The organism is Streptomyces sp. HUAS YS2, from assembly GCF_033343995.1.
In the GTDB taxonomy this organism is placed as follows: Bacteria; Actinomycetota; Actinomycetes; order Streptomycetales; family Streptomycetaceae; genus Streptomyces; species Streptomyces solicathayae.
In genome coordinates, this window is sequence record NZ_CP137573.1 from 6,523,381 (window position 1) to 6,544,689 (window position 21,309).

The 21,309-nt window shown below is 72.1% G+C and carries 22 protein-coding genes; 16 read left to right on the forward strand and 6 right to left on the reverse strand.

Annotated elements, in window-relative coordinates; translation table 11 throughout:
- Positions 1–66 precede the first annotated feature (66 nt).
- The 4 genes from argJ to R2D22_RS30230 are packed head-to-tail and all read left to right on the forward strand — an operon-like array spanning position 67 to position 3,938.
- The gene (gene argJ, locus R2D22_RS30215) at positions 67–1,218 is read left to right on the forward strand and encodes a bifunctional glutamate N-acetyltransferase/amino-acid acetyltransferase ArgJ (RefSeq protein WP_318107964.1); all 1,152 of its coding nucleotides are present in this window, start codon (positions 67–69) and stop codon (positions 1,216–1,218) included.
- A complete protein-coding gene (gene argB, locus R2D22_RS30220) occupies positions 1,215–2,201 on the forward strand; it encodes an acetylglutamate kinase (protein WP_318107967.1) in 987 nt (328 codons plus the stop codon). The genes argJ and argB overlap by 4 nt, the downstream gene beginning before the upstream one ends.
- Complete coding sequence (locus R2D22_RS30225) at positions 2,198–3,394, forward strand: acetylornithine transaminase (RefSeq protein WP_318107968.1); 1,197 nt, start codon at positions 2,198–2,200, stop codon at positions 3,392–3,394. Before argB ends, R2D22_RS30225 begins: the two co-directional genes overlap by 4 nt.
- A 7-nt stretch (positions 3,395–3,401) precedes the next feature.
- Complete coding sequence (locus R2D22_RS30230) at positions 3,402–3,938, forward strand: arginine repressor (RefSeq protein ID WP_318107969.1); 537 nt, start codon at positions 3,402–3,404, stop codon at positions 3,936–3,938.
- Between the two features lie 31 nt (positions 3,939–3,969).
- Here the strand turns inward: R2D22_RS30230 and R2D22_RS30235 are convergent, their stop codons facing one another.
- Positions 3,970–4,662: a L,D-transpeptidase family protein gene (locus R2D22_RS30235; protein WP_318107970.1), complete on the reverse strand. Its 693-nt coding sequence runs from the start codon at positions 4,660–4,662 to the stop codon at positions 3,970–3,972.
- Complete coding sequence (locus R2D22_RS30240; RefSeq protein WP_318107971.1) at positions 4,620–5,906, reverse strand: hypothetical protein; 1,287 nt, start codon at positions 5,904–5,906, stop codon at positions 4,620–4,622. The genes R2D22_RS30235 and R2D22_RS30240 overlap by 43 nt, the downstream gene beginning before the upstream one ends.
- A gap of 131 nt (positions 5,907–6,037) precedes the next feature.
- Here R2D22_RS30240 and argH point away from each other — a divergent pair, with 131 nt between their 5' ends.
- On the forward strand, positions 6,038–7,465 hold the full coding sequence (gene argH / locus R2D22_RS30245) for an argininosuccinate lyase (protein WP_318107974.1): 1,428 nt from the start codon (positions 6,038–6,040) through the stop codon (positions 7,463–7,465).
- Between the two features lie 21 nt (positions 7,466–7,486).
- Here the strand turns inward: argH and R2D22_RS30250 are convergent, their stop codons facing one another.
- On the reverse strand, positions 7,487–7,996 hold the full coding sequence (locus R2D22_RS30250; protein ID WP_318107975.1) for an HAD domain-containing protein: 510 nt from the start codon (positions 7,994–7,996) through the stop codon (positions 7,487–7,489).
- An 85-nt stretch (positions 7,997–8,081) separates the two neighbouring features.
- Here R2D22_RS30250 and R2D22_RS30255 point away from each other — a divergent pair, with 85 nt between their 5' ends.
- From R2D22_RS30255 to R2D22_RS30265, 3 genes are all read left to right on the forward strand, one after another.
- A complete protein-coding gene (locus R2D22_RS30255) occupies positions 8,082–8,633 on the forward strand; it encodes a TetR/AcrR family transcriptional regulator (protein ID WP_318107976.1) in 552 nt (183 codons plus the stop codon).
- On the forward strand, positions 8,630–10,174 hold the full coding sequence (locus tag R2D22_RS30260) for an MFS transporter (RefSeq protein WP_318107977.1): 1,545 nt from the start codon (positions 8,630–8,632) through the stop codon (positions 10,172–10,174). Before R2D22_RS30255 ends, R2D22_RS30260 begins: the two co-directional genes overlap by 4 nt.
- A 69-nt stretch (positions 10,175–10,243) precedes the next feature.
- Positions 10,244–11,725 (forward strand): membrane-associated oxidoreductase, encoded by a 1,482-nt coding sequence (locus R2D22_RS30265; RefSeq protein WP_318107979.1) that lies wholly within the window; start codon positions 10,244–10,246, stop codon positions 11,723–11,725.
- 72 nt (positions 11,726–11,797) lie between these two features.
- Here R2D22_RS30265 and R2D22_RS30270 read toward each other — a convergent pair whose 3' ends face one another.
- The gene (locus tag R2D22_RS30270; protein WP_318107980.1) at positions 11,798–12,472 is read right to left on the reverse strand and encodes a lysophospholipid acyltransferase family protein; all 675 of its coding nucleotides are present in this window, start codon (positions 12,470–12,472) and stop codon (positions 11,798–11,800) included.
- A gap of 225 nt (positions 12,473–12,697) precedes the next feature.
- On the opposite strand from R2D22_RS30270, the gene R2D22_RS30275 reads away from it, so the two are divergent.
- From R2D22_RS30275 to R2D22_RS30285, 3 genes are all read left to right on the forward strand, one after another.
- The gene (locus R2D22_RS30275; RefSeq protein ID WP_318107981.1) at positions 12,698–13,870 is read left to right on the forward strand and encodes a glycerophosphodiester phosphodiesterase; all 1,173 of its coding nucleotides are present in this window, start codon (positions 12,698–12,700) and stop codon (positions 13,868–13,870) included.
- 89 nt (positions 13,871–13,959) lie between these two features.
- The gene (locus R2D22_RS30280) at positions 13,960–14,541 is read left to right on the forward strand and encodes a sigma-70 family RNA polymerase sigma factor (RefSeq protein WP_318107983.1); all 582 of its coding nucleotides are present in this window, start codon (positions 13,960–13,962) and stop codon (positions 14,539–14,541) included.
- Between the two features lie 36 nt (positions 14,542–14,577).
- A complete protein-coding gene (locus R2D22_RS30285) occupies positions 14,578–15,060 on the forward strand; it encodes a GNAT family N-acetyltransferase (RefSeq protein ID WP_318107985.1) in 483 nt (160 codons plus the stop codon).
- 1 nt (position 15,061) lies between these two features.
- Here the strand turns inward: R2D22_RS30285 and R2D22_RS30290 are convergent, their stop codons facing one another.
- Both R2D22_RS30290 and R2D22_RS30295 read right to left on the reverse strand, forming a co-directional pair.
- A complete protein-coding gene (locus R2D22_RS30290; protein WP_318107987.1) occupies positions 15,062–15,487 on the reverse strand; it encodes a hypothetical protein in 426 nt (141 codons plus the stop codon).
- Positions 15,488–15,489: 2 nt separating this feature from the next.
- Complete coding sequence (locus tag R2D22_RS30295; RefSeq protein ID WP_318107989.1) at positions 15,490–15,852, reverse strand: hypothetical protein; 363 nt, start codon at positions 15,850–15,852, stop codon at positions 15,490–15,492.
- Positions 15,853–16,378: 526 nt separating this feature from the next.
- Between R2D22_RS30295 and R2D22_RS30300 the strand changes: the two genes are divergently transcribed.
- From R2D22_RS30300 to cbiE, 5 genes are all read left to right on the forward strand, one after another.
- Complete coding sequence (locus tag R2D22_RS30300) at positions 16,379–17,440, forward strand: methionine ABC transporter ATP-binding protein (protein WP_318107990.1); 1,062 nt, start codon at positions 16,379–16,381, stop codon at positions 17,438–17,440.
- Positions 17,437–18,105, forward strand: coding sequence for a methionine ABC transporter permease (locus R2D22_RS30305; protein WP_318107991.1), 669 nt, complete (start codon positions 17,437–17,439; stop codon positions 18,103–18,105). Before R2D22_RS30300 ends, R2D22_RS30305 begins: the two co-directional genes overlap by 4 nt.
- A gap of 81 nt (positions 18,106–18,186) precedes the next feature.
- On the forward strand, positions 18,187–19,044 hold the full coding sequence (locus tag R2D22_RS30310) for a MetQ/NlpA family ABC transporter substrate-binding protein (RefSeq protein ID WP_318107992.1): 858 nt from the start codon (positions 18,187–18,189) through the stop codon (positions 19,042–19,044).
- A gap of 186 nt (positions 19,045–19,230) precedes the next feature.
- A complete protein-coding gene (locus R2D22_RS30315) occupies positions 19,231–19,878 on the forward strand; it encodes a GNAT family N-acetyltransferase (protein ID WP_318107994.1) in 648 nt (215 codons plus the stop codon).
- 63 nt (positions 19,879–19,941) lie between these two features.
- A complete protein-coding gene (gene cbiE, locus R2D22_RS30320) occupies positions 19,942–21,168 on the forward strand; it encodes a precorrin-6y C5,15-methyltransferase (decarboxylating) subunit CbiE (RefSeq protein ID WP_318107996.1) in 1,227 nt (408 codons plus the stop codon).
- The last annotated feature ends 141 nt before the right edge of the window (positions 21,169–21,309 follow it).

Genomic DNA, 21,309 nt, shown 5'->3' on the forward strand with positions numbered 1-21,309 from the left:
ACCTCTGCGCTGCGCGGGCGACAGCGACATCAGCCGCTACCGCGGCGGGGCGAACGGAGAAGCACAGTGAGTGTGACGGCAGCGAAGGGATTCACGGCGGCGGGCATCGCCGCCGGGATCAAGGCGAACGGCAACCCGGACCTGGCCCTCGTGGTCAACAACGGCCCCCGCCGCGCCGCCGCGGGCGTCTTCACCTCCAACCGTGTCAAGGCCGCGCCGGTGCTGTGGTCCCAGCAGGTGCTGGCCGGCGGCGAGCTGACAGCCGTCGTGCTCAACTCCGGCGGCGCCAACGCCTGCACCGGCCCGAAGGGCTTCCAGGACACCCACGCCACGGCCGAGAAGGTCGCCGAGGTCCTGGAGATCGGCGCCGGCGAGGTCGCCGTCGCGTCCACCGGCCTCATCGGCGTCCTGCTCCCGATGGACAAGCTGCTGCCCGGCGTCGAGCAGGCGGCGGCGGAGCTCTCCGAGCACGGCGGAGAGAAGGCCGCCATCGCCATCAAGACCACCGACACGGTCCACAAGACCGCCGTCGTCACCAAGGACGGCTGGACCGTCGGCGGCATGGCGAAGGGCGCGGGCATGCTCGCCCCCGGCCTCGCCACCATGCTCGTCGTCCTCACCACCGACGCCGACGTGGCCGCAAAGGACCTCGACGGCGCCCTGCGGCACGCCACCCGGCTCACCTTCGACCGGGTCGACTCCGACGGCTGCATGTCCACCAACGACACCGTCCTGCTGCTCGCCTCCGGCGCGGCCGGCGTCACGCCCGAGCAGGGCGAGTTCGCCGACGCCGTACGGGCCGTCTGCGACGACCTCGCCCGCCAGCTCATCGGCGACGCCGAGGGCGCCAGCAAGGACATCCGGATCGAGGTGATCAACGCGGCCACCGAGGACGACGCCGTCGAGGTCGGCCGGTCCATCGCCCGGAACAACCTCCTCAAGTGCGCCATCCACGGCGAGGACCCGAACTGGGGCCGGGTGCTCTCCGCCATCGGCACCACCGCCGCCGCCTTCGAGCCGGACCGGCTGAACGTCGCCATCAACGGCGTCTGGGTCTGCAAGAACGGCTCGGTGGGCGAGGACCGCGACCTCGTCGACATGCGCTACCGGGAGGTCACCGTCACCGCCGACCTTGCCGCCGGGTCCGAGTCCGCCGTCATCTGGGCCAACGACCTCACCGCCGACTACGTCCACGAGAACAGCGCGTACTCGTCATGAGCAATCAGCCCGGCGACAAGACCGCCGACCAGAGCACCACGCGGAAGCACAAGGCGCTGCCCAAGGCGCAGACGCTCATCGAGGCGCTGCCCTGGCTGACCCGCCACCACGGCAAGACGGTCGTCATCAAGTTCGGCGGCAACGCCATGATCGACGAGGAGCTCAAGGCCGCCTTCGCGCAGGACGTCGTCTTCCTGCGCCACGCAGGTCTGAAGCCGGTCGTGGTGCACGGCGGCGGGCCGCAGATCAGCGCCGCGCTCGACCGGCACGGCATCGTCAGCGAGTTCAAGGCCGGCCTGCGGGTCACCACCGAGGACGCGATGGACGTCGTCCGCATGGTCCTGGCCGGCCAGGTCCAGCGCGAGCTGGTCGGGCTGCTCAACCAGCACGGCCCGCTGGCCGTCGGCCTCACCGGCGAGGACGCGCACACCATCACGGCCACCAAGCACCAGCCGGTCATCGAGGGCGAGCAGGTCGACATCGGCCGGGTCGGCGAGATCACCGCCATCGACACCGGCGCCATCTCGGCGCTCCTGGAGGACGGCCGGATCCCGGTCGTCTCCTCCATCGCCCGCTCCCAGGACGACGGGCATGTCTACAACGTCAATGCCGATACGGCGGCCGCGGCACTCGCTGCCGCGCTGGGCGCCGAGACGCTGATGGTCCTGACCGACGTCGAGGGCCTGTACGAGGACTGGCCGAACAGCGACGAGGTCATCAGCCGGCTCACCGCGAGCCAGCTGGAGAAACTGCTGCCCGAGCTCTCCAGCGGCATGGTCCCCAAGATGGAGGGCTGCCTGCACGCCGTACGGAACGGGGTCCGCACGGCCCGCGTCATCGACGGCCGGGTGCAGCACTCCATCCTGCTGGAGATCTTCACCGACGAGGGCATCGGAACGATGGTCGTGCCGGACGCCCCGGCCGACAGCAAGAGCGACCGGGGCGACAAGGGCGACCGGGGCGACAAGGGGGAGACGGCATGACGAACGCGGAGCTGACCCAGCGGTGGCAGGGCGCGCTCATGGACAACTACGGCACCCCCAAGCTGCCGCTGGTCCGCGGCGAGGGCGCCAAGGTCTGGGACGCCTCGGGCGCCGAGTACCTCGACTTCGTCGGCGGCATCGCGGTGAACGCCCTCGGCCACGCCCACCCGGCGATCGTCGAGGCCGTGACGCGTCAGATCCAGAGCCTCGGCCACGTCTCCAACCTCTTCGTCGCCGAACCGCCCGTCGCGCTCGCCGAGCGGCTGCTCCAGCTCTTCGGCCGCCCGGGCCGGGTGTTCTTCTGCAACTCCGGCGCGGAGGCCAACGAGGCGGCGTTCAAGATCGGCCGGCTCACCGGCCGGCGCCACATGGTCGCCACCGACGGCGGCTTCCACGGCCGGACGATGGGCGCCCTCGCGCTCACCGGCCAGCCCGGCAAGCAGGGCCCGTTCCTGCCGCTGCCCGGCGACGTCACCCACGTTCCGTACGGCGACGTCGAGGCGCTGCGCGCCGCCGTCACCGAGGAGACGGCCTTCGTGATCATCGAGCCGATCCAGGGCGAGAACGGCGTGGTCGTGCCGCCGGCCGGATACCTCCAGGCCGCCCGCGAGATCACCCGGGCCACCGGCACCCTGCTCGTCCTCGACGAGGTGCAGACCGGCATCGGCCGGTGCGGCACCTGGTTCGAGCACCAGGCCCACGACGGCGTCGACCCCGACATCGTCACCCTGGCCAAGGGCCTCGGCGGCGGGCTGCCGCTCGGCGCGACCGTCGCCTTCGGTGCGGCGGCCGAGCTGTTCGCGCCCGGCCACCACGGCACGACCTTCGGCGGCAACCCGGTCGCCTGCGCCGCCGGACTGGCCGTCCTCGACACCCTCGGCCGGGACGGGGCGCTCGACGAGGTCAAGCGGCTCGGCGAGAAGCTGCGCGACGGAATCGAGGGTCTGGGCGATCCGCTGGTCTCCCACGTCCGTGGTGCGGGGCTGCTGCTGGGTATCGTGCTCACCGAGCCCCTCGCGCCCCAGGTGCAGCAGGCGGCTCAGGACGCCGGCCTCCTGGTGAACGCGCCCGCCCCCGATGTCGTACGGATCATGCCGGCGCTGATCATCGGAGACGCGGAGGCGGACGCCTTCCTGGAGGCGCTCCCCGGTGTCCTCGACGCGGTGAACGGGGAAGGACGAACCGGAGAATGAGACGACGATGACCGATGCGCAGGGAATCGACCAGGGCGGTCCGTCCGTTCCGCAGACCCGCACGGCACGCCACCGCAGGATCGTCGACATCCTCAACCGGCAGCCGGTGCGCTCGCAGAGCCAGCTCGCCCGGCTCCTCGCCGACGACGGGCTGAGCGTCACCCAGGCGACGCTCAGCCGGGACCTCGACGAGCTCGGCGCGGTGAAGATCCGCAACACCGGGGGCGAGCTGATCTACGCGGTGCCCAGCGAGGGCGGCTTCCGCACCCCGCAGGCGCCGCTCGGCGAGTCCGCCAAGGAGGAGCGCATGCGGCGCCTCTCCGGCGAACTGCTGATCTCCGCCGAGGCCTCCGCCAACCTGGTGGTGCTGCGCACCCCGCCCGGCGCGGCCCAGTTCCTCGCATCGGCCATCGACCAGGCCGAACTCCGCGCGATCCTCGGGACGATCGCGGGTGACGACACGCTGCTGCTCATCTCCCGCGACCCGGCCGGCGGCCAGGCCCTGGCCGACCACCTGCTGCGGCTCGCCCAGAACGACCGCTGACCGCAGGCACCCGTACCCGTCAGGTCACCCGTCAGTACCCGGTGACCGCGGTCGTCCCGCCGCTCGTGCCGATGGCGATGTGCGGGCGGCGGACCGGGTCGGCCCAGGCCAGGATGCGGCGCATGGCATCGGCCGGCACGGACACGCAACCGGCCGTCGCACCGCGCCCGTTGACGTGCAGGAAGATCCCGGCGCCGCGACCGCGCACGGGCCGGTCGTAGTTGAACCCGATGACGAGCGCATGCGCGTACTGGGTCCCGTACGAGACGAGATGCTCGGACTCGCCGGCCCGGCAGTCCCCGGGCAGCCCCTCCACCCACCGGTTGTACGCCCGGGACTCGTTGTCCTGGCACCACCAGGAGCGCTCGGTGACCCGCGCGTACGGGTACGCGGTTCCCGCCGGCCGCGTCTCGACGCCGAAGGCGTAGGGCAACGAGTAGAGCCCGGTCGGTGTGGTGCTGGTCCCCTGCCGCCGGTCGGCCCCGTCGGCGAGCCCGTTCGCCCCGAACCGCGCGGGCGCGGAGCCGACCTCGTCCCATGCGGCGCCCCGCCGCTCCCACCAGACGACGGTCCCGGTGGTCGAGTTCAACCCCGGAGCCTCGGCGGTGATCAGCTGGGACCCGCCCCCGGTGTCCGCCATTCGCTCGGGCAGCGGGACGGGACCGGACGCGGGAGCGGCGGTCAGCGAGACGAGCACGGCGCCGGCGGCGAGGAGCATGCGCATGGCGCGACGCTAAGGCCCGCCACCGGCCCGCTGCCACGCCACTGAGCCGGGTGGGGGAGCGGCGGCGCCGGGGGCCGGTGTTCAGATGCGCGTGCCGCGCGGATGCGCCTCCTCTTCTCGGCCCGCCAGGTGGCGATCCGCTCGCCGTTCGCCTCGGCGAGGGCGCGGATCTCGTCCGCGTGCGGGCCCTTGGCGGCGTCGCGGTCCCAGACCACTCGCAGCGCCTGGGCTCGGGCGGCCGTGCGCACCTCCGGGAGGGGGTCGTCCAGCAGGCGGAGGGCGTTGAGCAGGGCCGCGGGTGCGAAGTCGTGTTCGAGGAGTTCCATGGCCAGTGCCCGGCGGGCGGGTGCCTCGCCGGGGGCCGTGAGGGCGATGAGCCGCTCCGTGGGGACCTCGCCGGCGGCGTACCGGAGTGCTCCGCGCGCCGCGCGGGCCATCTCCGGCGCCGGGTCGGCGAGGTGCGGCAGGGCCTCGTCCCAGCCGAGGCCGTGGCGGTGCGAGAGAAGGACGAGCGCGCGGGCGCGCACGCGCGCGTGCCGGTGGCCGAGCAGGCCGCGCAGGGCCTCGGGGTCGTCCCGCAGGGCGCGCAGCACGACCGCTCCGACGCGCGGGTCGGGATCGTCGGCGTGCGGCGGCAGCTCGGTGTCCGCCAGGGCGCCGAGCAGCCGCAGTCCGCCGAGCGCCCGGGCTCGTACGGCCCCGTCGGCGTGCCGGGTGAGGTTCCGGAGCAACGGGGCGTCCGCTGGGTCGCGCTGCTCCGCGAGTCCGCTGACCGCCGAGGGTGTCGCGGCGGCCGGGTCGGCGCAGAGCGCGCGGAGACGGGCGTGCGGATCGTCGTCGGCCTCCCGCAGGCCCTGGTGGGCGAGCCCGCGCACCCAGGGGGAGGGGTCCGTCAGGTGCGGTACGAGGTCGCCGGCCCGCAGTCGTGCCACGCCCGTGCCCCGGACGAGGCCGTCGGACGAGGACAGGAGCCGCTCCAGGGCCGCGTCGGCGCCGGGCAGCTCCGGCAGGAGGCGCGCTGCGAGCCGCCGGACGTGTCGGTCGCGATGGCCGAGCGCGACCGCGGCCAGCTCGTCGGGGGAGTGCCTGAGCGCCACCGCGCGGCTCCCGTGGAAGACGTCGGAGTCGAGCCGTACCCGGTCCTCCGCCCGCCCGGCACCCGCCGTCGAAGCCGCGTCGCTGCCGTGCGGAAGACGCTCGTCCCCGTGAAGGTGGTGGGTGGGCCCCGGTCGCTCGCTCGTCATGCGGCGGACTGTAACCGGGCGGGCGGCAACCCCTGCCCACCACCCCCAATGCCAAAATTGACGAATCATGCAGAGTTCTGCATACTCATGCATCAAGGGTTTCGGACAGTCGAGGCGAGGAGCAACCAGAAGTGAGCAGCAACAACGGTGACGTCCGGCTCTGGGGCGGGCGGTTCGCCGACGGGCCCGCCGAGGCCCTGGCGAAGCTCTCCGCGTCGGTCCACTTCGACTGGCGCCTCGCGCCGTACGACATCGCCGGCTCCCGGGCCCACGCGCGCGTGCTGCACAAGGCGGGGCTGCTCACCGAGGACGAGCTGACGCGAATGCTGGCCGGGCTCGACCGGCTGGAGGCCGACGTCGCCGACGGCTCCTTCGTCGGGACCATCGCCGACGAGGACGTGCACACCGCTCTCGAGCGGGGCCTGCTCGAGCGCCTCGGGCCGGACCTCGGCGGCAAGCTGCGTGCCGGTCGGTCCAGGAACGACCAGGTCGCCACCCTCTTCCGGATGTACCTGCGGGACCATGCCCGCATCATCGGCGGCCTGATCGCCGACCTCCAGGACGCCCTGGTCGGCCTCGCCGAGGCGCACCCGGACGTCGCCATGCCGGGCCGGACCCATCTCCAGCACGCCCAGCCGGTGCTCTTCGCGCACCACGTGCTCGCGCACGTCCAGTCGCTGTCGCGGGACGCGGAGCGGCTGCGGCAGTGGGACACCCGTACCGCGGTCTCCCCGTACGGCTCCGGCGCGCTCGCCGGCTCCTCGCTCGGGCTCGACCCGGAGGCGGTCGCCAAGGACCTCGGCTTCGAGCGCGGCTCCGCGGGCAACTCCATCGACGGAACCGCCTCGCGCGACTTCGTCGCCGAGTTCGCCTTCATCACCGCGATGATCGGCGTGAACCTCTCCCGCATCGCGGAGGAGATCATCATCTGGAACACGAAGGAGTTCTCCTTCGTGACCCTGCACGACGCCTTCTCCACCGGCTCGTCGATCATGCCGCAGAAGAAGAACCCGGACATCGCCGAGCTGGCCCGAGGGAAGTCCGGCCGGCTCATCGGCAACCTGTCCGGCCTGATGGCCACTCTCAAGGCCCTGCCGCTGGCCTACAACCGGGACCTCCAGGAGGACAAGGAGCCGGTCTTCGACTCCTGCGACCAGCTGGAGATCCTGCTGCCCGCCTTCACCGGCATGATGGCCACGCTCACGGTCAACCGGGAGCGCATGGAGGAGCTGGCCCCGGCCGGCTTCTCGCTCGCCACCGACATCGCCGAGTGGCTGGTCAAGCAGGGCGTGCCGTTCCGTGTCGCGCACGAGGTGGCCGGCGAGTGCGTGAAGGTCGCCGAGGCGGAGGGCAAGGAGCTGGACGAGCTGACGGACGACCAGTTCGTGAAGATCTCCGAGCACCTCACCCCCGAGGTCCGCACCGTGCTCAACGTCCCCGGCGCTCTCGCCTCCCGTGACGGCCGCGGCGGTACGGCCCCGTCGGCCGTCGCCGCCCAGCTCGTCGAGGTGAAGGCCGACCTGGTGATCCAGCACGCCTGGGCGGACGCCAAGAAGTAACCGCAGTCACCGCACGGAGCGTCACAGCGCCGCCGCCCAGTCCGCGAGCGCGTCGAAGTCCGGCCGGAGCAGTCCGTGTCGGGGGTCGATGTGCAGCAACAGGGCGGCGGCGAGGTGGTTCTGCTCCACGTACTCGTGGTCGTACGACGTGATGTCGTCGTCCACCCATGCGAACGGCCGCCCCGCCGCGTACTCCAGGATGTACTGGGTCTTCCAGAACGTCCCGCGCGGGGCGGCTCCGTGCATCTTGGGCCAGTCGATGAACGGCAGCTCGGGGAGCCCGAGATGCGGCGCGATCCAGTCGTTCGCCTCGCCCTTCCAGGTCGTCGCCCAGACCAGTTCGTACGCGTCGGCCAGCGTCAGCAGCTCCTCCCCGTGGGCCGGGTTGAGCCACACCCGCAGCGGCTTGGTCTCGAACCAGCCGCCCGGCCGCATCCGGTGCGTCGTGTACCCCTCCGGACGGCGCTCGGCCTGTGCCGCGTACGGGTTCAGCGGGCCGTCCACGTCGATCAGCAGCAGTGGCTTCGTCATGTCCACAGCATTCCTTCCGGCCTCGCAATGAGGCGTTGATTTATCGAATGAGACATCGACGTCTCATTCGGTGTATGGTCGTCTCATGTCAGTCGATCGCACCCAGGTGCTCCGGGCCGCCGCCGTCCTGCTCGCCCGCAAGGCGACCGCCACGATGGACGAGGTCGCCCGGGCCGCCGGCATCGGCCGCGCCACCCTGCACCGGCACTTCGCCGGCCGGGACGCGCTGATCAGGGCGCTGGAGGAGATGGGCATCGACGAGCTGGAGGCCGCCCACGACTCGGCCGCGCTCGACGAGGGGCCCGCGGACGAAGCCGTACGACGGCTCATTGCCGCGGTGGAGCCGGTCGCCCCGCTGCTCTCGTTCCTCGTCACCGAGAACCAGCTCTTCGAGGGCGAAGGGCAGAACGAGGGCTGGGCCCGGCTCGACGCCCGGGTCGCCGCGCTCTTCCGGCGCGGTCAGGAAGAGGGCGTCTTCCGGATCGATCTGACACCCGCATGGCTCACCGAGGCCCTCTACGGGCTCATCGGGAGCGGCGCCTGGGCCGTCCTGGACGGCCGGGTCGCGGCGAAAGACTACCAATACATGATCGCCGAGCTGCTGCTCGGCGGCGCACGACGGAGTGTGGAGCAATGAGCAGGACCCAGCAGCTGAACCCCTCGACGGGGACGGAGGTGAGGAGCCCCGGACGGTGGCTCGCGCTGTCGGTGCTCGTCCTCGCGGTTCTGCTGGTCGCGGTCGACGCCACCGTGCTCGGACTCGCCACCCCCTCGCTGAGCGAGGACCTCGAGCCGTCCGGCACGCAGCTGCTGTGGATCGGCGACATCTACTCGTTCGTCATCGCCGGTCTGCTCGTCTCCATGGGCTCCCTCGGTGACCGCATCGGCCGCAAGAAGCTGCTGCTGACCGGTGCGACCGCGTTCGGCGCGGTCTCGGTGCTCAACGCGTACGCCACCAGCCCCGAGATGATGATTGTGGCCCGCGCGCTGCTCGGCGTCGCCGGCGCGACGCTGATGCCGTCGACCCTGGCGCTGATCCGGAACATCTTCCACGACCCCAAGGAGCGCAGCCTCGCCATCGGCATCTGGGGCGCCACCGCCTCGGCGGGTGCCGCCATCGGCCCGGTGGTCGGTGGCGCGCTGCTCCAGCACTTCTACTGGGGCTCGGTCTTCCTGATCAACCTGCCCGTCATGGCGATCCTGGTCGTCGTCGGCATCAAGCTGCTACCGGAGTCCAAGAACCCGGTCGCGGGACCGTGGGACCTGATCAGCGTCGGCCTGTCGCTCGTCGGCGTCATCGGCGTCGTCTACGCGGTGAAGGAACTCGCCTCCCACGGCCCGACCTTGGACGTCGCGGCGGCCGCCGTCATCGGCGTCGTCGCCCTGTACGCCTTCGTCCGGCGCCAGCACGCGCTGGCCGCACCGCTGCTCGACATGCGTCTGTTCAAGCACCGGGGCTTCTCCGGCGCGGTCCTCGCCGACCTGCTCACCGTCTTCGGACTGTCCGGACTGGTCTTCTTCCTCTCCCAGTTCCTGCAGCTGGTACAGGGCCGTGAGCCGCTTGAGGCCGGTCTCGCCGAACTGCCCGCCGCCATCGGCGCGGTGGTCACCGGTCTGATCGCCGGCCGCTACGCCCGCCGGTACTCGGTGCGCGCCGTCGTCGCGGGCGGTCTCGGGGCGATCGGACTCGCGCTCGCCGTCATCACCCTGGTCCACAAGGAGACCGGCTACCCGCTCCTCGGCGGAGCGCTGCTGGTCGTCGGCCTGGGCGCCGGTTTCTCGTTCACCGTCACGGCGGACGTGATCCTGTCCAGCGTGCCCAAGGAGCAGGCCGGTTCGGCCTCCGCGGTCTCCGAGACCGCGTACGAACTCGGCGCGGCCCTCGGCATCGCGCTGCTCGGCTCGATCGTGACCGGCGTCTACTCCGGCTTCGCGGCCCCGGCCGGCGTCCCCGCCGACGTGGCGGCCTCGGCGCACGAGTCGCTCGGCGGCGCCGTCGAGGCCTCCACGGGGCTGGCCCCGGACACGGCCACGGCCCTGGTCTCGGCGGCCCAGGAGGCCTTCGTCGACGGCCTGCGCATCGCGTCCGGCGTCGGCGCGGCGGTCCTGCTCGCGACCGCGGTCGCGGCCTGGTTCCTGCTGAAGGGTCAGAGGCTGGAGGAGGGCGTCCAGCACTGACCCGTGCTCAGGGAGGGCCGGTCAGCCACGAGTTGACAGTGTGAACAGGCGCGCGACACGATCCCCGCGATGGAGATCAACGACCTGACACCGGCCGAACGCCGCATCTGGGAGGCGTTCCCGCGCGACGAGGGCGTCGACTTCCGCGAACACCCCGACGAGGACCCCGGGACCGCAGCGTCCTGGGGTCCCGAGCGCACGCTGCGCGCCGAGGTCCTGCGCGCCCTGCTCCTCGACGGGCCCACCCAGGACGGCGCGATCCCCGGCCTGAAGGTCACCGGCGCCCGCATCACCGGCGTGCTGCACCTCAAGTACGGGGACGTCGACCATCCGGTACGCCTGCGGGGCTGCCACTTCGACGAGCGCCCCGACTTCTACGCGGCCCGGGTGCGCACGCTCGTCCTGAGCGACTCGGTGCTCCCCGGCCTGGAGGCGTCGAACCTCCGCGTCGACGTGTCGCTGCGGCTCTCCTGCTGCCGGATCAACGGCCCGCTCCGACTGTCCGGCGCCCAGGTCGCGAACGGGGTCTTCCTCAACGACGCCGTCATCGGCACCCCGGGATCCCGTGATCCCGACGACCCCGACGCGCCGGTGCTGCTGCTCAACCACGCCTCGATCGGCACCGACGTCCGGGCCAAGCGGCTGGTCACCCACGGCCGTTTCCTGCTCAACGCCACCACCGTCGGCGGACAGGTGATGCTCGACGACGCCGAGCTGAACTGCCCCGACGGCACCGCCCTGCACGCCGAGACCCTCTCCGTCGGCACCGACCTGCGGGCCATGCGGATGCGCGCCACCGGCCGGGTCAACCTCACCGGCGCGCGCATTCCCGGCCAGCTCAATCTCGCCCTCGCCCGGCTCGCCAACCCCGGCGGCACCGCGCTGCGTGCCAGCAGCTGCACCGCCGGCGAGATATGGCTGCGCGAGTGCCCCCGGATCCAGGGCTCGGTCAACCTCCGCCGCACCCAGTGCGACCTGCTCTTCGTGGCACCCGAGGTCTGGCCCGACGAGGTCCGCGTCGACGGCCTGACCTACCGGAGCCTCGGCCCCCACCTGCCCGCCGAGGAGCGCCTTCCGGCCCTGGAACGCGACGCGCACGGCTACACGCCCTTCGCCTACGAACAACTGGCGGCGGCCTATCGCACGGCCGGTGACGAGGCGGCCGTCCGCACCGTCCAACTGGCCAAACTCCGCCGCCATCGGCGGACCCTGCCCCGCTACGCCCGGGTCTGGGGCCTGCTCCAGGACGGCACCGTCGGCTACGGATTCCGGCCCATGCGCGCGGCCGGCTGGCTGCTGGCGCTGCTGCTCACCGGGTCGCTCGCCTTCGCCTTCCACCACCCCCCGCCGCTCAAGGCGGGCGAGGCGCCGGACTTCAACCCGGTGTTCTACACCCTCGACCTGCTGCTGCCGATCATCGGCTTCGGCCAGGAGGCGGCCTTCGCGCCGAGCGGGGCCCAGCAGTGGCTCTCGTACCTGCTGATCGTCACCGGCTGGACCCTGGCCACCACCATCGCGGCGGGCATCACCCGCGCCCTCAGCCGCCAGTAGCGGCCGGCGGCGCAACGGAAGGGCCGGACCCCCGTGCGGGGATCCGGCCCTGTTCCGACGCCGTACGGAGGGTCAGGCCGCTTCCTTCGCCTTGGTGGCGTACATGTCCACGTACTCCTGACCGGACAGCCGCATCACCTCGGACATCACCGAGTCCGTCACCGCGCGCAGCACGTACCGGTCGCGGTCCATGCCGTCGTACCGGGAGAACTCCATCGGCTCACCGAAGCGCACCGTGACCCGGCCCGGCCGCGGCAGGCCCGCGCCGCCCGGCTGGAGCTTGTCCGTGCCGATCATCGCGAACGGCACCACCGGCGCCCCGGTCATCAGCGTCAGGCGCGCGATGCCGGTACGGCCGCGGTACAGCCGGCCGTCGGGGGAGCGGGTGCCCTCCGGGTAGATCGCGAAGGCCTTGCTCTCCTCCAGGACGCGGCGCCCGGTCATCAGCGCCGCGACACCGCCCCGGCCGCCGTCCCGGTCCACCGGGATCATGCCGACGCCGGTGAAGAACCAGGCCATCAGCCGGCCCTTGAGGCCCTTGCCGGTCACGTACTCGTCCTTGCCGATGAAGAAGACCGGACGGTCCGTGCAGATCGGCATGATCATCGAGTCGATGAAGGTGAGGTGGTTTCCGGCCAGAATGACCGGTCCCGTGCCGGGAATGTTCTCGGCGCCCTCCACCCGTGGCCGGAACATCAGACGCAGGATCGGTCCGAGCACTGCCTTGATGAGCGCGAGACGGGACAACGGTTCCTCCGGTGTCGGGCGAGCGGGCGAAGAGTGCAGGTGAGGACGATACTCGCGGCTGGCGCCCCTTCGCACATCGGGTTCACGGAGCTGATACGTCGTGTTGACGTGAGTTTTCGCCACGTTCGCCCAGCGTCTGCCGCAGGGAAGGCGTCTGCGCCTACGTTCGGAGCCCCGGTTGACAGGTGCGGGACATCACAGCCACCTCGGCAGAAGGAGCCACGCATGACCCAGGGTTCGCGTACGACCCCGGCCCGGCGGACCGTCCTCGGCGCGGCGGGAGCGGCCGTGCTCGGCTCCGCGGCCCTCGGCACGACGACCGCCCAGGCCGCGCCCCGGGCGGCCGAGGCCGCCGGTGCCCGCCACGGCTACCGCTCCCTGCCCGTCCCCACCGTGATCGCCCACCGCGGCGCCAGCGGCTACCGCCCCGAGCACACCCTCGGCTCGTACCAGCTCGCCCTCGACCTGGGCGCGCACGTCATCGAGCAGGACCTCGTCCCCACCAAGGACGGGCACCTGGTGTGCCGGCACGAGAACGACATCTCCGGCACCACCGACGTGGCCGACCACCCCGAGTTCGCCTCCCGGAAGACCACCAGGACCGTCGACGGCGTCGCGCTCACCGGCTGGTTCACCGAGGACTTCACGCTCGCCGAGCTGAAGACCCTGCGCGCCAAGGAGCGCATCCCGGCCACCCGCCAGGAGAACACCCTCTACGACGGCCGCTGGGAGATCCCCTCCTTCGAGGAGGTGCTGCGCTGGGCCGAGCAGGAGGGCCGTCGGCGCGGCCGCGAGGTGTGGCTGCACGTCGAGACCAAGCACCCCACGTACTTCCGCGAGCTCGGCCTCGGCCTGGAGGAGCGGCTCGCGAAGCTGCTGCGCCGTTACGGACGCCACCGCGCGAACTCCCCGGTCTTCCTCCAGTCCTTCGAGCCCAGCAGCATCCAGCGGCTCGCGAAGCTGGTCGACTCGCCGCGCGTGGTCCTGCTCTCCGCCGCGAGCAGCCGCCCCTGGGACTTCGTCCAGGCGGGGGACCCGCGTACGGTCGCCGACCTGGTCACGCCCGAGGGCCTGGCGTGGATCGCCTCGTACGCCCAGGGCATCGGCCCCACCCTGGACCTCGTCATCCCCAAGGACGCCGCCGGCAAGCTGGGCAGCCCCACCACCCTGGTGCGCGACGCGCACGCGGAGGGCCTGATCCTCCACCCGTACACCCACCGCAACGAGAACAGCTTCCTGCCCGCCGACTTCCGCCGCGGCACCGACCCGACGGCCTACGGCGACTCCTTCGGCGCGCTGAAGACCTACCTGGCCACCGGGATCGACGGCATCTTCTCCGACAACACGGACACCGCCCTGCTCGCCGCCGCGGACCTCGCGGGCCGCACGGAGGGCTGAGCCGCCACCGGGACGGGCGGGGTGCACCCGACCGGGTGGTTCGCGCCGCAGCGCGCAACCGGCCGGGGCGGCCGCCCGTCGTGCCCGGCATGACGACTCATGACGCCGCCTCCGAGCCGGCCCCCGCTGCCGGGCCGGCCCCCGCCCCCGGACTCGTCGCCGAGCTCGCCCCGCTGCTCGCCGCCGAGTCCCGGGCCGAGGCCGTCGGCGCCGGAATCGAAGCCGGAGACCTCGAACAGGCCGTCTGGCTGCGCCTCCTGGAGCGACTCCGCGACGACGACGCCCCCGCCCGCCCCGCCGACTGGCTGCGCCGGGCCGTCCGGGACGAGGCCCGCCGGGCCCGCCGGACCGCCGGCCGTGAGCGCGCCTACCCGCACGAACCGGCCGCCCCGCCGGAGGCGTCCCCGGCGCACGGCTCACCGGAACGCTCCGCCCTGGTCGCCGAGCGCCGCCGGGTGGTGCGCGCCGCCGTCCGCCGCACCCCCGGCCGGTGCCCGCGGCTGCTCACCGCGATGCTGTCCCCCGAGGACCCCACGTACCGTGAGATCGCAGGGGAGTTGGGTATCTCACAAGGCAGCCTGGGGCCGATGCGTTCCCGCTGCCTGGGATGCCTGCGCAGAATGCTGGCCGCAGAGGTTCCCGCTCCCGAACTCCGGGGAAAGGAGCGGTAGACCGTCCGGGAACAGGTGAGCGGGAGGCATGCGCACATGGGCATGAGCGTGACCATCTCAGCGGCAGGCACGCAGGACGCCGAGCAGATTCTGAAGCTGCAGTACCTCTGCTACCAGAGCGAGGCGGAGCTGTACGGCGACTACCGCATCGAGCCGCTCACCCAGACGCTCGACGAGCTGCGGGCCGAGCTGGAGCGCGGGCACTGCCTCGTGGCGTCGCTCGGCGACGAGGTGGTGGCATCGGTGCGCGGCACGGTCGACGAGGCCGGTACGGCGCACATCGCCAAGCTCATCGTCCACCCGCGGATGCGGCGGCACGGCCTCGGCGGCCGGCTCCTCGACGCGATCGAGCAGCACTTCGCGGCCGACCCCGGCCCCACCGCCAAGCGCTTCCAGCTGTTCACCGGCCACCGCAGCGAGGGAAACCTGCGCCTCTACCGCAGCCGCGGGTACGAGCAGATCGCCACCCGCGTGGCCGGACCGCGGCTCACCTTGGTGACCCTGGAGAAGGCCGCCTAGCTCAGGCGGCCGGGGCGGTCCGGGAGCGGCGCAGCCAGAGGATGCCCGTCACCGGCAGCAGCACCGGGATGAAGATGTAGCCGTACCCGTAGTCCGACCAGACCGTGGCGTCCGGGAAGGCCGCCGGGTCGAGCAGCGTCCAGGTGCCCACGATCAGCACGCCCGCCAGCTCGGCGGCGCAGCACACCAGCGCCGCCCGGCGGGCCGTCTCGCCGCCGCGGACCAGCGTGTACGTGATGAACGCGTACACGACGGCCGCCACGGCGGAGAGCGAGTAGGCGAGCGGCGCGTGCTCGAACTCGGTGGAGATCTGCAGCACCGAGCGCGAGACCGCGCCGACCGACATCACTCCGTACAGCCAGACCAGCAGCAGCCCGGGGCCCTTGACGAGCTTGGTGCGCGGCCTGCTCTCGTCGGTCGCGGTCATCGTCAGCCCACCGTCCAGATGTCGAAGAGACGTACTTCGAGGACCGCGAGGACCACCGCGCCCGCGGAGACCGTCGCCGAGCCCCAGCGGCTGCGCTCCGTCAGCGACATGAAGGCCGCCGCCGGGATCGCGCACAGCGCGCCGACCAGATACGCCAGGAAGATCGCCGTGCCCTCCTCGGCCTCCTGGCCGCGGGCCAGCTGCACGATGCCGACCACCAGTTGGACGAGGGCGAGCACCGTCACCACCGCCATACCGATGAAGTGCCAGTCCTTGGTCGGCTGGTCGCGGTACGCGGCGAAGCCGCACCAGGCGGCGAGGGCGAGCGCGGTCGCGGAGACCGCGATCGTCAGGGCGTCGAGCATGCGCCCGAGGGTATTACGCGGGGACGGGCCCGATGCGCTCGGCCCCCGGAGCGCGCCCCGGCCGTGGCCTTGGCCACACGGAGGCCCTCGCCGGCCCGTCCGCGCGGTCGCCCCCGGGGCGGCGTCCGGCCAGGCCAGGACGGGGATGCGGGCCCCTGCCGGACGCGTCCGGTACCCGCCCGGTGTCCGCCTGGCGTCCCACGCGTGTCCGCTATTCGGACACTCCGCTTCCGTCCCGTAAGCCCCGTGCTTTACTTGCAGCCATGACCACGACGAGCAACCGCATCCTTGCGACCGAGGCGATCACGACGCCCGGTGCTCGTTGTATGTGTCGAATGTGCGCCTTCTGAGGGCCCCTGCCTGAGTTTCGCGCCCCGAAGCGAGACCGACAGCCAAGCCGCGTCCGGACACCACCACGCCCGGAACGTGCCTGCCCTGCGCACCCCGTGCGCCTGACTGTCCCCTTTTGCGAATGCCCGTGCCCGGCGGACCCAGCGCCGCGCACTCGACAGTGACGGAAACCCCTGTGATCACCACTTCGGGCCTGACCAAGGTCTACGAGTCGCGAGACCGCCAGGTCACCGCTCTGGACGGCGTCGACCTCCATGTCCGCGAGGGCGAGGTCTTCGGCGTGATCGGCCAGAGCGGCGCCGGCAAGTCCTCCCTGATCCGCTGCGTCAACCTCCTGGAGCGCCCCACCTCCGGCACCGTGACCGTCGACGGGGTCGACCTCACCGCCCTCGCCGGCCGCGGCCGGCGCGCCGGAGCCGACCTGCGCCGGGCCCGCACCCGCATCGGCATGGTCTTCCAGCACTTCAACCTGCTGTCCTCGCGCACGGTGAAGGACAACATCGAACTGCCGCTGGAGATCCTCGGCGTCACCGGCGCCGAGCGCGGCCGCCGCGCCCTCGAACTGCTCGACCTGGTCGGCCTCGCCGACAAGGCCAAGGCCTACCCCGGACAGCTGTCCGGCGGCCAGAAGCAGCGCGTCGGCATCGCCCGCGCCCTCGCCGGCAACCCCAAGGTCCTGCTCTCCGACGAGGCCACCAGCGCCCTCGACCCGGAGACCACCCGCTCCATCCTCCAGCTGCTGCGCGACCTCAACCGGCAGCTCGGCCTGACCGTCCTGCTCATCACGCACGAGATGGAGGTCGTCAAGACGATCTGCGACTCCGCCGCGCTGATGCAGAAGGGCCGGATCGTCGAGTCCGGCACCGTGAACGAGCTGCTCGCCACCCCCGGCTCCGAGCTGGCCGCCGAGCTGTTCCCGCTCACCGGCGCCGCCACCGGCACCGACCGCACCGTCGTCGACGTCACGTTCCACGGCGAGGCCGCCTCCCAGCCGGTGATCTCGCAGCTCTCCCGCACGTACAACATCGACATCTCGATCCTCGGCGCCGCGATGGACACCGTCGCGGGCAAGCAGATCGGCCGCATGCGGATCGAACTGCCCGGACGGTACGAGGAGAACGTCGTCCCGGTCGGCTTCCTGCGAGAGCAGGGCCTCCAGGTCGACGTCGTCGACGCCGAGGACGCGCCCGCGATCCCCGCGCAGAACCCCACGCTGGCGAAGGACGGTGCCCGGTGACCTGGTCGGAGATGCAGCCCCTGCTGGAGCAGGGCACGATCGACACCCTCTACATGGTCCTGTGGGCCACGGTCGTCTCCGTGCTCGGCGGACTGCCGCTCGGCCTCCTCCTCGTCCTCACCGACAAGGGCGGCCTGCTGCAGAACACCGCGGTCAACAAGGTGATCGGCGTGATCGTGAACATCGGCCGTTCGCTGCCGTTCATCATCCTGCTGATCGCCCTGATCCCCTTCACCACCTTCGTCGTCGGCACGTTCATCGGCCCGACCGCGATGATCGTCCCGCTCGCCATCGGCGCCATCCCGTTCTTCGCGCGCCTCGTCGAGACGGCCGTCCGCGAGGTCGACCACGGACTGGTCGAAGCCGTCCAGTCCATGGGCGGCTCGGTGCCCACGATCATCCGCAAGGTGCTCCTCCCGCAGGCCCTGCCCTCGCTCGTCTCCGCGATCACCACCACCGTGATCGTCCTCATCGGCTACTCGGCGATGGCCGGCGCGGTCGGCGGCGAAGGCCTCGGCTCCAAGGCCATCACCTACGGCTACCAGCGCTTCGACACCCAGTTCATGCTGGTCACCGTCGTCGTCCTGATCGCGATCGTGACCGTCGTCCAGCTCGTCGGGGACGGCGTCGTCCGCCTCCTCGCCCGCCGCGGTCGCACCGCGTAGCCCCTCGAACCCTCTCCACCCCAGCAGCCCGCACTTGTCGTGCTCGGGCGAAGTCCGCACCACCAGAAAGAGGCACTCTTCGTGCGTAAGAACATCAAGCTCACCGCCGCTGCCGCCGCCACCGCCGCGATCGCCCTGGGCCTCACCGCCTGCGGCACCTCCTCCGACCCGTCCGCCAAGGGCGAGGGCGGCAAGGCCGACGCGTCGAAGCCGCTCGTCGTCGCAGCGTCCCCGACGCCGCACGCCGACATCCTGAACTTCGTCAAGGACAAGCTGGCCGCCAAGGCCGGCCTGAAGCTGGAGGTGAAGGAGTTCACCGACTACGTCCTGCCGAACACCGCCACCGAGTCCGGCCAGGTCGACGCCAACTTCTTCCAGCACAAGCCGTACCTCGACGACTTCAACAAGAAGAACAACACCCACATCGTCCCGGTGGTCAACGTCCACCTGGAGCCGCTCGGCCTCTACTCCAAGAAGGTCAAGTCGGTGAAGGACATCAAGGCCGGCCAGACCGTCGCGGTCCCCAACGACACCACCAACGAGGGCCGCGCGCTCCACCTGCTCGCCGACAACGGCCTGATCACCCTGAAGGCGGGCGTCGGCACCGACGCCAAGCTCTCCGACATCACCGACAAGAAGGGCCTGGAGTTCAAGGAGCTGGAGGCCGCCACCGTGCCCCGCGCCCTGAACGACGTGGACGCCGCCGTCATCAACGGCAACTACGCCATCGAGGCCGACCTCAAGCCCGCCACCGACGCGCTGGTCCTGGAGAAGGCGGACGGCAACCCGTACGCCAACTTCCTGGCCGTCAAGGAGGGCAACGAGAAGGACGCCCGCGTCGCCAAGCTCGCCGAGCTCCTCAACTCGCCCGAGGTGAAGAAGTACATCGAGGACACGTACACCGGTTCGGTCATCCCGGCCTTCGGCGCCGCGAAGTAACACCCCGCCACATCCGACGTGCCGTCAAGCGGCACGCGCAGTACTGTCCTTGTGACGAAGGCCCTACGCATCCCGTCCGGTGCGCGGGGCCTTCGCCGCCTGCCGCCCACCCCCGACCCGGCCATGCACACCCGCGGCCCCATGCTGCATGCTGTGCGTTCACGGTCTCTTCGGACGCTTCTCGGCATGGAGCTGCGCATGACTACCACCTTTCCGGACATCTCCATCAGCACGGACCGGTTGGTGCTGCGCCCGTACGAAGAGGCCGACATCCCCGCCTTCGTGGAGATGATGAACGACGAACTCGTCACCGCCTGGACCTCCGTTCCGCATCCGTACACCCGCTCCGACGCCGAGGACTGGGTGCGCAGGATCGCTCCTGCGGAGAGAACCGAAGGCCGCGGCATCGTCTTCGCCGTCACCGAGTTCCTGACGCAGCGTCTGGTCGGCACCGTCCACCTGCACAGCACCGACTGGCGCACCGGAGCCACCGGGGTCGCCTACGTGACCGCCCCCTGGGCCCGCGGCGAGGGCTACGCCACCGAGTCCGTCCTCGCGGTCGCCCAGTGGCTGTTCCGCGACCGCGGCTTCGAACGCATGGAGCTGCGCACCGCCGCCGACAACACCGCCTCCCAGCAGGTCGCCCAGAAGATCGGCTGCATCAGCGAGGGCGTGCTGCGCAACGCCTGGATCGTGCGCCACCAGACCGACGCCGGCGACTGGACCGAGCTCAGGACCGACCTGATCGTCTGGAGCCTGCTCCCCGAGGACCTCGAGGGCGTCGCGGACCAGATGGCAGACGCCGGATACACCTCCTTCGCCGACTGGAGCTGATCCGGGTACCCTCGGGCAGGGTCTGTCTTCCGGACCAGCCACGACCTCAGGAGACACGCGACGATGGCCGACCGGGTCACGGTGATCGGCTGGGACGGATCTCCCCTCACCGCGGCGGCCCGGTCCGCGCTCTCGGCCGCCACGCTGGTGGCCGGCGCCGCACACCACCTCGCCCTGCCCGAGGTGCCGCCCGGCGCCGAGCGCATCCGCCTCGGCAGCGTCGACCTGGCCGCCCGCCGCATCGCCGGACACCGCGGCACCGCGGTCGTCCTCGCCGACGGCGACCCCGGCTTCTTCGGCGTCGTCCGCACCCTGCGCGCCCCCGAGCACGGCCTGGAGGTCGAGGTCGTCCCGGCCGTCTCCTCCGTCGCCGCCGCCTTCGCCCGGGCCGGCATGCCCTGGGACGACGCCCGCGTCGTCGTCGCCCACCAGCGCACCCTGCGCCGCGCCGTCAACGTCTGCCGCGCCCACCCCAAGGTCTGCGTCCTCACCTCGCCCGGCGCCGGCCCCGCCGAACTCGCCCTGCTCCTCGACGGCGTCCACCGCACCTTCGTCATCTGCGAGGAACTCGGCACGGACCGCGAGCAGGTCACCGTCCTCACCTCCGACAAGGCCGCCGACCACGTCTGGCGCGACCCCAACGTCGTCCTCGTCATCGGCGGCGGAGCCCCCGCGGGCGGAGGCTGGCTGATGGGCCACGACACCCCCGCCGAACGCGACTGGGTCCTGCCCTCGGACGAGTACGGGGAGGACACCGGCCCCGGCGAGTCCCCGACCCTGCGCGCCGCCCAGCTGGCCAGGCTCGGCCCCCGCGTCGGCGACCTCGTCTGGGACATCGGCAGCGGCTCCGGCGCGCTCGCCGTGGAGGCCGCCCGGTTCGGCGCCGCGGTCATCGCCGTCGACGCCGACCCGGCCGCCTGCGCCCGCGTCGAGGCCGCCGCGCGCCGCTTCGGCGTCCAGCTCCAGGCCGTGCCCGGCCGCGCCCCGCACGTCCTGGAACGGCTGCCCGAGCCCGACGTCGTCCGCATCGGGGCGGGCGGCGCCGCGGTGGTCACCGCCGTCGCCGACCGCCGCCCCGAACGCATCGTCGCGCACGCCACCACCCGTGACGGGGCCGAGGCGATCGGCACCGCCCTCGCCGACGGCGGCTACACCGTCGAATGCGCGCTGCTCCAGTCCGTCGAACTCGACCCGGGCGACTGGTCGGAACGCGAACGATCGGTCGTGTTCCTGCTGTCCGGACGCCGTGTCGACGCCCCGTCCCTTCGCAGGGGCGACTCCCACCCGTGACCTTGGGCGCACCCGGCGCCAGGTAGGCTGGCCGATCGTTGTACCGCACCCAGGCGTTCGGCAATTGGTTCACCAATGTCCGGAAAAGGTGGCCCGATTGGGTCGCTCCTGTGGTACGGGTCAACCGGGGGACGCGCGACG